Raw genomic sequence first — 13,259 nt, 5'->3', positions numbered from 1 at the left:
CGCAAAAAGCTCAGAGAAATCTGGGCTTTTTGCGGTGTTGAATGCTATGGAAAGATTTTGGGTGGGGTGGAATATTTGAATATTCCATAATTCTATCAAGCCAGCATATCTGATAAAGTCAGTCCCCCTTAAACCTTATTGATCCTCACGGAGCCCGAAATCCCAGCGGCCATTAATTGCTCTCTTTAACATACCCAGTTGACCACAGTGCCACATGGTATGTTTGATATTCCAGTCTAATGCTTCATAAACGTTGGTTGCTACTGGATGAGGTGTTTTGCCCATTGCCAATTTCTTTTCCAACATATCCTCTGTAATAGTCCCTATAAATTTTAGAGAATAAACTGAAGTAATTTCCAATTGATTTCTAAGAATTTCTGCGGAAATAGTAGCTGGAATGTGTCGAGGATTACCTTTAGTAAAAAGGGCACTGTACTCTTTAACGGGTATCTGACTCAAATATTCGGATTGGTGGCCAAATACAGACACTATTGAATGAAAATAATAACTAATGATCAGATGTCCAACCTGCCAGCAAATATTAGTTTCTATACCTGAGGGTGTCTCCCTCCATGCTTCCATGGGTACACTGGCCGTTAACTTTTCTACCCATTGATAGGCATCCTGAGTCTGTTTCGCAAGTAAATCTATATTTTTCATCTGGTTTTGTAATTGCTACCTGAGTCGTTCCAAGATAGATTGTAAAACTAAATAACCTACCTCCGTTTTACATTGATCCTAGTCAATAAAACCCTTCTGTGCAATTCTTTTCCTTATTCTACTGAGCGTTTCCGGTTGAATATTTAGGTAAGAAGCCAACATATACTGTGGTATGCGCTGAACAAGATCTGGGCGTTGAACCATCAGCTTTTGATACCGTGTTAATGCCGAATCAACCAATAAAGAACGGACCCGATCATGAGAACGAAGAAATAAAAACTCATTCATTTTACTGCTCATACTTTCTACAAAGGAATGTTTGGCTCCCAGAGACATTAGACCCGGCCTATCAATTAGATATATGGAACAGTCCTCTAGGCAGCGAATTTCTTTTTCTGAAGGTAGTTTGGTTAGAAAGCTATAATAATTCGAAATAAAATGCCCTTCAAAAGCAAATTCTTCGATTATCTCTTTTCCATCCTTTACATATGTACAAGCCATTAAGCCCTGACTGATTATGCCGATTTTTTGGCAAATTTCACCTGGTCTGACAAAGAACTCCCCTTTGGCCATGGTGATGTGCACAAAACCTGAAAGAAATAAATCAACCTCCTCCGGTTTTAATGTAAATAAGTGTCTTAAACTTTCCTGAATCGAATCCAATGTTTATCCATTGATACACCTTTTACCGTCAGTAGATTCGTAAAGAAAGCGCTCACCAAGGTTATTTCATTTGAGGGAAATTTATATTTCACCAATAACCTTAAAGAAATGCTGGAACCCTGACTTAACCCAATATATTGAAAAAAAATTCTCTACCAGAATTGGAATTCCAGAGACATTTTCGCTTCAGATTGATAGGTTCGTTATGTCATCGATAAAAGGTAGAGTGTATAATTATTTTCCTCTAGTCTGATATAATCTTTTGACAGCAGTACCAAAGATAGGACGAAAAGAAGGCTTAGAAAAGCCTTTGGAATTCATCTGAAATTGATATTAAATAATACCCAGGATATTCAGCACTGGATCTTTCTACCATACATCACCTTTTCTTCAAACTAAGCCCATACTTCTCACCGATCAACCACTGAATATTCGCTTATTTTTTAAACCGTTTCATTAATTTTAATGATAAGCCCTACCCTATCATTTAGGTCAAATAGAAGGTAAAATACCGCACCTCTATTTCCACCATTTTTTGATTACATATTTTCCACTATCCTGGATAATTTCCTATATTTCCAAGTCATTTATCTTCACTTCTTAATATTATCTGAATGCGCATTACATCAAAAAACTTGCTCTTGTTTTTTCTGCTTTTTGCAGCTACTCTTTCCTCCACCTGGGCCGATAAGGTTTACGAATCCAAGCAGTTAAGAATCGAATCCTTAAGTTCTCATACCTTCGTCCATGTAAGCTACCTTGAGAGCCCGACCTTCGGATCAGTTGAATGCAATGGATTGATATTTATTGATGGGAAAGAAGCCATTGTCTACGACACCCCTATTGACGATATAGCTTCAAAAGAATTGATCAACTGGTTAAAAAATGAAAAGGAATGCACTGTAAAAGCCGTAGTAGCAACTCATTTTCATGCTGATTGTGTAGGGGGGCTCAATGCCTTTCATCAGGAGGGCATTAGCTCCTATGCCAGCTCAGAAACGATTAGGTTAGCAAGAAAAAACAGATTCCCTTTGCCCCAAAAGTCTTTCAAAAAAGACTTGACACTAAAAGTAGGAAACCAACTTACTAAAACTAAGTTTTATGGTGCGGGACATACCCATGATAATGTCGTGGGGTATATACCTTCAGAAAACGTATTATTTGGTGGCTGCCTAATCAAGACCATGGACGCAGTCAAAGGCAATCTGGAAGATGCTGACACCAGCGCCTGGCCTTCAACCGTAAAACGCCTTAAGGCAGAATTACCTGGCATTAAAACAGTGGTTCCCGGTCATGGCCCATGGGGAGATCAATCTTTACTCGATTACACCATCAAATTGTTTGGCGAAGAATAATTCGGCTCCAATTACAACATAAGCAGAGCTTTGGACGATAGCCTTCCATAGTTCTGCTTTGTTGTTTCTATTCTGGCATAATTATGGTAAATTATATGAAAATTCAATAGCATATAACACTTCAACCTGACCATATAAAAAAGGAAGCATATGGAAAAGAAAATGAAGCCAGAAAGCCTTATGATGTCGTATGGATATAAGCCTGCTCTATCGGAAGGGGCCATTAAATGTCCAATTTTTCAGACATCCACCTTTGTTTTCCATACAGCGGAGGAGGGGAAAGCTTTTTTCGAAGTAGCCTATGGTCTACGGGAAAAGGCCGAAGGGGAGGAACTTGGACTTATCTACAGCAGAATTAATAACCCTGATTTAGAAATACTAGAGAACAGACTTACCCTCTGGGATGAAGCAGAGGACTGTGCCGTATTTGAAAGTGGAATGGCTGCCATTACTACTGTATTACTGGAATTTTCAAAACCGGGAGACACCATTTTGATCAGCAGCCCGCTCTATGGCGGGAGCGACCATTTTATCAGAAAGGTACTACCAAAATTCCATATCAATGTGCTCACCTATACCGTAGGTCAGTCTCTTCAGGAGGTAATACGGTTGGTAGAAGATTCGGGGCTGGCCGATTCCATTGCGCTTGTCTACATAGAAACACCAGCCAACCCAACGAATGACCTCATCGATATTGCAGAAAGTAAGACCATTGCAAGGCATTTTTCCAACGATAAAAAAACCGTATATCTTGCAGTGGACAACACCTATATGGGGCCGCTTTGGCAACATCCACTAAAACATGGTGCCGACTTGGTACTTTACTCGGCTACCAAATATATTGGCGGACATAGCGACCTCATCGCCGGTGCCTGCTTAGGCTCCAAATCCCTGCTGCAACGGGTAAAGGGCCTCCGTACTTTCCTGGGTAATATGGCTAGTCCAAATACAGGATGGTTATTATTACGAAGCCTAGAAACATTGAAGGTGCGTATGGATATGCAGGCCAGAAACGCAAACAAGATTGCCGAATTTTTAAATCATCACCCGCTCGTAGAAAAGGTATATTTCTTAGGTAATCTAAGCCCTGCTGATGGTCGGGCTTATGAGATCCGCAACAGACAATGTATGGCCAATGGCGCCATGATCTCCTTCGACATAAGAGGTTCCGAAGTGGAGGCCTTTACGTTTTTAAATAGTTTGAAACTTATAAAACTGGCCGTAAGTCTGGGCAGTACAGAAAGCCTGGCCGAACACCCGGCGACAATGACCCATGTCGATGTTGATCCCGAATTAAAGGCTCAACTTGGCATTACGGAAAGAATGATACGACTTTCTGTGGGTGTAGAATATTATGAGGATATTATCTGGGATCTTAAACAGGCTTTTGAAGCCATAAAAAACCTTTAAGCTTTGGCGAACCTGTCTTCGAAAAAGGCCCACTGAACAGGAGAAAACCTCCCCTCGATGGGCCTTTTTATAATACCTAACCTAACTTATTAAATCACCTACTATTTATTTTACTCTTTTATATCTCTAAATCACCTACCAATGTTCCACTGACACTCCAGTGGTTAAAACTGGTACCCTGATCATCTCCCTGCTTAATATTCAATTGCAACCGGTGCGTACCTGGCTCTAGTCCATCTAAGGGAATTACATAAGCAGGAGTGGGTGTGGCAGGACACCAATTGGATCGACTCAAGTCACTGGAAGACATGCCATTTCCAAAGTTACCAGAGGCGGGATTGAAGTTTCGAAAACTAGCACAGTCGGTACGCCAGGGCATCATACTGAAGTGCAAATGACCATCCACCCGGATCTGATTTAAGGTAGGCGTAAACTCATCCCCAGTTCCCCAGCCACCATGTCCTGTGCTGGTATATAATAGTTTAAGATTCTTTGCATTTTTGGGGACTTCAAATGTCACCTCCAGCGTATCAATCTTAAAGAGTCGGCCATAATTCTGGCCCGACATCTCCATGATATTTATGGTATTGAATAGCGGAACAATCAGAGGCGTCATTTTCTCTTTTTTCTGGAAAGATGGGTATATATTTAGGTCCAGGTTAACCTTATGCCCGCCTTTATCGTAATTACCTATAAAGACACCTATATATATTTCTTTAGAAGTGGAAGGAAAGACTTCCGTTACATCTTGTTTATAAATTGCAGCATCTTTCCAGTCATAGCCTGCGATGGGCCGGAGATTATTGAAATGACGTACCCCAAAGGAGGTAAAAAATCGCATTAACTCAACCGGAGTCTGATAACCATTTTCTGAGCGAATTCCCTGGTATTCTTTTCCAGCCCTATCGGTATATACCGGGAGCCGGTCCAATCCATGCTGAAAGGCGGCTAACATCGAGCTGTCTGACCGGCCCGAAGGAAGCCAGAAAACTGAGCCTGTCCTATCGTAGGCGTCCCCATCCGACCAACACCGCATATCGACAAATATCTGGTCGCCTGCCTTTAGTACATTCTCCAAACTGATTTTTTTAAGGATAATGGAGCCTTTGGAAAATCGATAGGTTTGATTGAGGTTCAAGGCGGCATCCTGGCTTGGCTTTAACGAAGGATCGAAATTGATGCGCTCATCTTTAAATATGGGCAATACCGTATATCTAGCCTTTATTTTAAGTCCCTCCAGCTCAGCTTCCGAAACCCTTTTAGCCTCTGCTATTGGGTACTTGAGGCCCGGATCCTGAATATTGGCAGCAATCTCCACGGCTTGTAAGGCTCGACTTCCGTTAATGATCAGTTTTAACACTAATGCCTTATTACTGGGGATATAAGATGAATTAGGACTACCTGGAACTCCCGCTTCTTCGGTGTACCATACCTCAATTGTATTGGAGAAAGCGCTAAAAACGGCGTATTTACAATTGAAGCCTAGGATGGTTTCAGACTTATCATCCCTTCGTGGCTGAGGAAGCTTTTCAAATGGCTGTATATGCGCGTATCGTGTAGAGCCTGTTTTCAAAATACTCGCTACTTCCCTTTTATTATAATCAATATAACTCTGAAGATTAGCGTCTTGTTCTGACAAATAAACTATTCCATTCTGATAGATGGTCTTAACCCGGGCTTCTTCAGAAAGTTTGCCATTATTTATTGATGCATATCTTACCGTTGTACTCTTTTGTTGCGCAAAAGAAGTAAAGAATATAAAAATGAAAAAAGGGGTTAGGAATAGTCTCATGTTATATGGCTGGAATAGATCGATTACAAATTAAACCAAAAAACTAATTAAATCAACCCAATATAGTAATATTTTTTAATAAATAGGTATTAGAAAAAGCCTGGTACCTGCAGTGCAGACACTAGGCTTGACTCATTTATCGCAAAGGTGTGTGTGTGTATAATGTATGGAAAATGTTTTTAGTATATTTTCACGTTTCATGCGAGCCATTCCAAAAACAGACGGAGTCCAACTCCGAGGCTATCTACTTAGCCTATCTCAATGATCAGAGCTCTCAACACCCAATAATAAAGCAAATAAATATTCGAATTCTGAACCAGGCAAGCCATTATTCGTCACAAATCTAGTTAATTCAATTATGGCCAAACCCGTGAGACAAAAGGTTTAACAGTAGCATAATATTTGGCAATCAATTTGTTAACACGATCTTACATGGGATCGGATAGCGATTTCATAAAGGAAATTACCTGTTCCATTTCATTTTGCGTTAAGTTTAGTTTATCCGAAGCTAAGGTTTGATGTGTCAGGTTCAGTCCTAACCCTGCCCCTCCCCCTTCATTATAAAATTCCATCAGCTGTTGCAAATTATCATATGCGCCATTATGCATATAAGGTGCCGTTTTTTCAATATTTCTAATCGTGCTGGTTTTAAATGCATTTTTCCATTGAGGAAAGTGGTTATATGCACCTCTTCCCTCATCAGGATCCAGGGTAGGTGAATTCCAGGAGGCGGTGACTGTGACGCCTAACACTTCGGATTCTGTCCTTTGGAAATCGGGAGGGACCGTACCATTGAAAAGTGGAACAAAATGACAGGTACCACAACGCCCTTTACCCATAAAAATATTAAATCCATTTACCTGGTCATCGGTAAGGGCCTTTTTATCTCCTCGCATATAGGCATCGAAAGGCGACTGAAAACTTCCCAGAGATCGTACATACACGGCCAAAGCATTCTGTACTTCCATAGTTCGAACTGAGTCATTTCCTGGGTATGCCTTCTTATAAAGCCCTAAATAATCCTTATCTGACTGAATCAACTGACGAATGGCTTCCAGCGATCCATGCATCTCCTCTTTGTTATGAATGACATTCGCTGCCTGGTCTTCCAATGAGGTTGAACGCAGGTCGTAGAAAAGTCCGCGTTGATAAGCTGCGTAAAGCAGTGTTGGCGCATTTCTATTAATAAATCCAGAACCAACGGCTTTACTGGTTTTCAGCCCATCGGTAAATGCCAAAGCCGGTTGATGACAGCTGGCGCAACTGGTATTTCCATCTCCAGATAATCGACCATCAAAAAACAGCGCTGCTCCTAACTTTATTCGATCGGTTGTGGAGCGCAGATCCGGGTCGGTAATTATATTTTCCGGATCGAAAGCTCCCAAGTCAAACATGGTTGCCGCATCCCCTCTAAGAAGCATTCCACCCTTAACAAACGGAATTCCCGCTTGTTTTTGATTGAGATGTAGAGATCGGGAAACCGGATTGATATAATCTACTATAAACTGGGCTCTATCGAAACGATTGAAATCAGATTGATTACTTACATGCACCAGCGCTCTTTCTACCAAATCAAACAATTCTGTGGACTGGGAAAATTCATTGCGATAGGCATCCAGATAGTCTTTAAAACTCTGTAATACCACTTCGGTCTCGCCGAGAGCATTTCCTGATGCTGGCGTGTCGAATCCGGATATACCCAGGGAGATAAGCCGGAACATATTTAGCCGGAGTGCATCCAGAATCTGTGAATCGGTAAGGCGCATGTCCTCCCATAATTGCTGAATACGTTTCTGACTAACCTGCATTTTACGAACTTCTCTGGTCAAGGTTGAGAATTCTAAGGGTTCATCGGCGTAAAGGAGTTCTTCAATAACCTGCAAACCCCCAGGTTCAAAAACGGCATTTTCTTCATCTTCTATTTCATCTAAAGGAGCCCCATTGATTAATCTGACCGTGGTAGGCGTAAAATACTCAGCGAAGGCTTCTATTTTTTTGTATTGAAGCCTAAGTGTCAAAAATTCTCTCTTAAGGGAATCCCGGTGAGGTTGCGTTTTTATGTATTGATAAAAATCCTCTGTATCCTCTCGGAAGGACTGTAAGTCGCTCTCGAATCGTTGATGAAGCAAATCGGTAGGAAGTTGCGACGATTTGCATGCAGAAAGCAGAATGGCAAAAAGCACTCCTAACAAAGCTCCATAGTATTTTGTCATAGCTGTAAATAAAAAATGCAGGGGGCCTATCAGCAACAGGCCACCTGCATTAGTAAGCAAATGAATTATTGTTTAATTCCACGGACAATTACGGTTTGCCCACCTTCCATATTACTGGACAGTCCACTTCCATCAGCACTTTTATACTTCGGGTCTACCCAGGTGTGTGGATGAAGATTAATCATAAAAGTCTCTGGAATCCCAATAATATCCGATATATCGATCATTGCCCCATATTCCCATGAACTTAATTTATCGAATCCGGTAGGGTTATATTTTGCATTAAAAGCTGCATCTCCCCTGCGGTGATCCATCTGAATCATGGCTTTGCTCTCTTTAGTAGCAATATTATACTGCCAGATCGTTCCATCATGATCATTATTGGCATAGAAAGAATCCCCGTCTTCCTGTACATAAACATAATTTTTTGTTACGCAGATATTGTCGGGGTTGACGATAAAATTACCTGGGCGATCCGCTCCATCCATTACGATCTGCAATTTGCCAATAAGGGGATTTTTATCATCCAGACGCAGGTGGTATACCCGGCCCCACATCGTTTTCCCGGCAACAGGCGATATCTTATCACCCTGGCTCACACCAGTGGCGGTAAAGTAAATATTCCTGCCAGCACCATTTCCTCCTTTTTGATAATCAATATCCTCTACGCGAGCAAATTGAATCATTTTCTTGGCTACAGTTTGTGCCTGTAACTGGGCTCCAGTGCTCGATTTGACATCATCGAAAGGAACAAATTCTACATCGTACCAATTCCCCTGAGCCATATCTGTTTCAATAGGACTTGGATTTGCTCCTGCACGACGGAGGGCATATAATTTACCATTATTCAAGTCGCCAACCACATCCGTAACATAGGCCACCAACTGGCCGTCTCCATCGTCTTCACCAATAATAATGACTGTTTTACCAGCGAAAGCATCTTTAGGCAGTGGAACAGCATTTTCAGCGCTCCATTTCCCAAAGGCACTGATGGTCCGTGATTGATTTTTCTTGTCTGCTGGAGCTAAGATATCGATGGCATGGGTCATGGATTCTGCACCACTTTCACCAGCAGTCAAAAATACGGGTCCAAAACCATGTTCCTCCTTCGTAGCCAAAGTAGCCGAACAAAGCCTCCATTGTCCACCCTCATAATCTACAATATATTCGCCTTTGACGGGTTTAAGGTCGTTGTCTAAAAATACCCGGGATACAGAACGGTGAATTTCATGGTTGTTCACCATGATATAACCAGATCCATTCGGATTATTAATAAACGCTCCTCCATCGGGTTGAGCTCCATAGATAAAGTCCGGAGAATCTGGTAACACATCATCCGAACTAATCAAGGTGGTAATTTTTAAGTCTTCAAAACCCGGCAGAGCTTTAATCAGTGAAGGGTTAACCGAGCGATCGACAAGTTTGTCGGGGGACAGGGGTGGATTATTATGATCTTTGGTGCAACCATTGAACATAAGTCCGCCACAAACCATAGCGGCCAGGGCAGTAGATGCGGTGAGTTTGTAATGGAATGTCATAGATATAGCATTTATTTTCTACAAATCTACATCCTGAATTCCATCACAATGTAACCGCAATATTAAGTAATAATGATATTGACTTAACACGCGCAGAGGCTCATTTCCAAGCCTTTCGCAGGAGGCGCAACCAATTATTATGCAATACTTTATCAATGTCCTCTTCGGAATATCCCCTTTTGGCTAAAAGTGGATGAAGATTTTGTAGATCGGCTATGGTCTCCAGGTCATAAGGTGATTGTTCTTTTCCGAACATTCCGTCCAAATCGCTTCCAATGGCTATATGATCGGCATTTCCTGCAAGTTGGCATATATGATCGTAATGATCGATAATTTTCTCTAATGCTGCCCCATCCCGTAAAGGGTCGGACACACCCCGAACCCAGTTAGGAACAACCATCCAGAGATCCAGAGAGCCCCCAATTACGCTGCCCCTGGCGATAAGTTGTTTTATCTGGTCGTCTGTAAGCTGGCGCTGATGATCTACCAGACTTCGGCAGTTGTGATGACTTGCCCAAACAGGCCCCTGATAAAGCTCCATAGCCTGCTGGAAACCAACATCAGTGAGATGGGTGATATCCAGGATCATGCCAAGGCTATCCATTTCACGAAGCAGGTCAAGTCCCTGAGGATGAATTTTGCCGGTAGTGCCCGTCCCATCGGCATATCGGCCTGGTCCATAATGGGCAGGGCCTAAGGCGCGCAAACCATTTGTGTAAGCCTTATGTAAAAAGTCAATATTAACTAAAGAGTCAGCGCCTTCTAAACTTAATATAAAACCTATAGGCTTCTCTGCACTCTTTATTTTTTGGTCATTCCAAAGCTGGATATGGTTCTCCAGGCCCGCAAGGTCAGTGATTTGCACCATTTCTCCCATGGTTTCCATGGCCTGATACCAAGCTAGCTGGCCCTGACTTTGCGCCCAGGCTTGTTCGGGGGAGTGCCAACCGGGCAGGCTACTCCCTTTTTCAACATAACGTGCAATCTGAGTGGCTACCACCAATCCTACCTTCCCTTCTCGAAGTGCAGGCAATGACACTACCCCTTTGCCCCGATCAACCTTATCTGTAAGCCCCATCTCACGCTCCCTAATCTGGGAAACGCTCAGTTTCAGATCGCGATTCCACTCCAAGGCATTCATAGCCAAATCTAAATGTGCATCAATTAACATAATTATAAGGGTTAGGGTGAAAAACGAAAGTTAGTCTGGCGTGTTTAAATATTAACTAAGGTAAACAGAAAAAAATAATCCTTTTTATGATCTTTCAAGCTTACGCTTTACCACGTCGGCGGGGTATTGAAGCGCTAGCTCCCTGATTTTATAACTAAATTCGGTGAAGGTCGCTTCCCATAGCTGTGCTTCTTCTGGTGTGTAATCATAAAAACCCTGTGCATTGGACACCCCCTTACCCCCTGCCTGCACAATCTTATCGATGAGTTCCGGGACTTCCGTCCCATTATGCAAGGTCGGCAGCAAGTCCTTCATTACGGTATGGTAGGCGGGGACTCCAGTCAGATCCATCCAACGAAATACGCCTACCAAAGTCATCCAATACCCTGTATTATTACGACAGGCCCTATCTACATCCTCTACCGTGGCATACCCATTTTCAACCAAATATAAAGCCTCTCTATACATGGCATACATCAGCCTGTTACCTATGAAGCCAGGGATATCCTTGCGCACCAGGATAGGTTCCTTAGCCCAGCCATGTGAGCGTTCATATAAATACTCTCCCAATGCCATATCACTATAGTCCCCACAAATAATCTCCAGAAATCGGGTAGTATGAGCAGGTTCTGCCCAATGTAGCCCAAAAAAACGATTCGGATGCAGAGTTAAGGCTTGCAGTTCAGTTATAGGAATGGCTGAGGTATTGCTGGCAAGAATTGCGTCCGAAGCTATTTCCGCCTCTATCTTTTTGAATACCTATTCTTTTATGGCTTTATTTTCAAGCGTACACTCAATCACAATACGGCAAGGCCACAAGTCCGCATAATCCTCAGTGATAGTCAGCCGGTCCAGAAAATCCTCTGGCGACTTCTCAAGCATGCCATGCGCTACTGACCGTTGCAAATGATCGATAATTCGTTTTCGAGCATGTAGTAAATCTTGAGAAATGGGGGCTACTGCTATTACAGGATGGCCGGCTATGAGCATGCAAGTGGCAATGCTACAGCCCATTAGCCCCAGACCAACGATACCGACTGGAATTTCTTGTGATTTCATCATCTTATTGGATTTAGGTGGTAGAATAAAATATATGGCCTTTTAAATGCGAACCCAACAGACACATGGGAACAGAGACTCTTCGCTATTAAGTTTAGAGCAGGATCGCCAGGCATCTCCTGGCATCAAGGCGTTAGAAAAGAACATACTACATTAGGTCACACGATACAACTTCTGAGCTTAGCAGGAGCTATCATTCTCATTTCGTATCAGCCAATAAAAAAAGGCCAATACTGGCCTCCTTTACTTACAAACTAATGTGTTAAGTATTATCTGACATGATACACTAACAAGGGAATATGGGTGTGCACCAACATTTCCTTGGTCAGGCTAGGATTAAAGAGGAGCTGTTCCAGGAAGTCACGCTTCCGAGTCGACACTACCAAAAGATCGGCCTCCTGCTCTTCACAAAACAGATCAATACCTTTCTCAATACCCAGTCCATCGCTGGTTCGTACCACTATATGATTGGGTGATATTTTTAAACGCTCGGCCCAGCTGGCAATGATTTCCTGTTCCGCTTCCCGATCAGCTTCGTAGGTGTAACCTATATGAATCAAACTAAGGTCGGCACCCAAAGAATCAGCTATGAATTTTACTTCCCCAGCAATATGAAGTTCTGAGGCTTCAAACTGTGTGGAAAAAACTATTTTTTCAATGACTTTATGAGTCATTTCCATCGGCACCACCAATACCGGACAAGGAGCATCCAGGGCAATTCTGGTAGCAGAGCTGCCAATTAACTTGTCTAAAAATCCCCCCTTTCCTGTGCGACCAACCACAATCAGATCGGCAAGTATGTCCTTCGCAGTTTCGATGATGGCTGTATATATACCGTCGCTGCGCCAAATACTCTCAGCAGTAAAACCTTCACTACGTGCCTGGTCTACATATTCTGCGAGTGTTTTGCGATAATCAGTCTCTAGCTGTTCATAAACAGGCATGCGGGGAATGGAAGCCGGCGTAGTCAGATCGCCGATATAGGGGGTGTAAACATATAAAAATGTGAGTGCTGCCCCAGTTTTATCTGCCATTTGTTTGGCAATGACAATGGCCTTTTGAGCGTTCTCCGAAAAATCGACTGGAATCAGTATTTGTTTCATAACATGAACATTTTACGATGGAAGTATGGATCAACAACGATACTAAGAAGATAGATTTTGCAGTTTCGCCCAATACCCACTCATGCGCGCTATGTTTGAGGCAGGGATATGGCGACGGTATTATGTAAGGGAGTAACCTCCATTAAAGATGCAAATAATCATCCTCAAAACAAAGCTAATGAATATGGCTTCTATGAATCATGCGCAGTATCAGGTTTTAAACATAGAAAGATCAGGTCCACTCACTCGCAAGCATCATCCCCATTGTCTTCTCAGCACTCGTCAGGAGCCTCCT

10 protein-coding genes and 1 pseudogene are annotated in these 13,259 nt (G+C 42.5%); 2 read left to right on the top strand and 9 right to left on the bottom strand.

All coding sequences use genetic code 11. From position 1 onward, the window contains the following. Positions 1-135 precede the first annotated feature (135 nt). Both X939_RS0111935 and X939_RS0111930 read right to left on the bottom strand, forming a co-directional pair. Positions 136-660, bottom strand: coding sequence for a DinB family protein (locus X939_RS0111935; protein WP_025763504.1), 525 nt, complete (start codon positions 658-660; stop codon positions 136-138). Between the two features lie 78 nt (positions 661-738). Next, positions 739-1,233, bottom strand: coding sequence for a Crp/Fnr family transcriptional regulator (locus tag X939_RS0111930; RefSeq protein ID WP_025763503.1), 495 nt, complete (start codon positions 1,231-1,233; stop codon positions 739-741). Between the two features lie 704 nt (positions 1,234-1,937). On the opposite strand from X939_RS0111930, the gene bla reads away from it, so the two are divergent. Further along, positions 1,938-2,678: a subclass B1 metallo-beta-lactamase gene (bla, locus tag X939_RS0111925; RefSeq protein ID WP_025763502.1), complete on the top strand. Its 741-nt coding sequence runs from the start codon at positions 1,938-1,940 to the stop codon at positions 2,676-2,678. A 150-nt stretch (positions 2,679-2,828) separates the two neighbouring features. Beyond that, complete coding sequence (locus tag X939_RS0111920; protein ID WP_025763501.1) at positions 2,829-4,088, top strand: cystathionine gamma-synthase family protein; 1,260 nt, start codon at positions 2,829-2,831, stop codon at positions 4,086-4,088. A 118-nt stretch (positions 4,089-4,206) separates the two neighbouring features. Here X939_RS0111920 and X939_RS0111915 read toward each other — a convergent pair whose 3' ends face one another. From X939_RS0111915 to X939_RS0111890, 7 genes and pseudogenes are all read right to left on the bottom strand, one after another. Beyond that, positions 4,207-5,880, bottom strand: coding sequence for a PNGase F N-terminal domain-containing protein (locus X939_RS0111915; RefSeq protein ID WP_025763500.1), 1,674 nt, complete (start codon positions 5,878-5,880; stop codon positions 4,207-4,209). A gap of 428 nt (positions 5,881-6,308) precedes the next feature. Continuing rightward, positions 6,309-8,093, bottom strand: coding sequence for a cytochrome-c peroxidase (locus X939_RS0111910; protein WP_025763499.1), 1,785 nt, complete (start codon positions 8,091-8,093; stop codon positions 6,309-6,311). 65 nt (positions 8,094-8,158) lie between these two features. After that, positions 8,159-9,631, bottom strand: coding sequence for an alkaline phosphatase PhoX (locus X939_RS0111905; RefSeq protein WP_025763498.1), 1,473 nt, complete (start codon positions 9,629-9,631; stop codon positions 8,159-8,161). A 100-nt stretch (positions 9,632-9,731) separates the two neighbouring features. Further along, positions 9,732-10,805, bottom strand: a complete 1,074-nt coding sequence (locus tag X939_RS0111900) for a dipeptidase (RefSeq protein WP_025763497.1) — start codon at positions 10,803-10,805, stop codon at positions 9,732-9,734. Between the two features lie 81 nt (positions 10,806-10,886). Continuing rightward, the gene (locus X939_RS24085; RefSeq protein WP_310588050.1) at positions 10,887-11,318 is read right to left on the bottom strand and encodes a 3-hydroxyacyl-CoA dehydrogenase family protein; all 432 of its coding nucleotides are present in this window, start codon (positions 11,316-11,318) and stop codon (positions 10,887-10,889) included. Then, positions 11,319-11,861, bottom strand: a pseudogene (locus X939_RS24080) (3-hydroxyacyl-CoA dehydrogenase family protein); the annotation flags it as partial. Positions 11,862-12,130: 269 nt separating this feature from the next. Then, positions 12,131-12,964 carry a universal stress protein gene (locus X939_RS0111890; protein ID WP_025763496.1) on the bottom strand — a complete coding sequence of 278 codons (834 nt, stop codon included), beginning with the start codon at positions 12,962-12,964 and terminating at the stop codon, positions 12,131-12,133. Between the last annotated feature and the right edge of the window lie 295 nt (positions 12,965-13,259).

Origin of the sequence: Dyadobacter tibetensis Y620-1 (assembly GCF_000566685.1) — a bacterium.
Lineage (GTDB): Bacteria > Bacteroidota > Bacteroidia > Cytophagales > Spirosomataceae > Dyadobacter > Dyadobacter tibetensis.
Note: the sequence above shows the minus strand (reverse complement) of the source record. Positions and strands in the feature narration are given on the sequence as shown.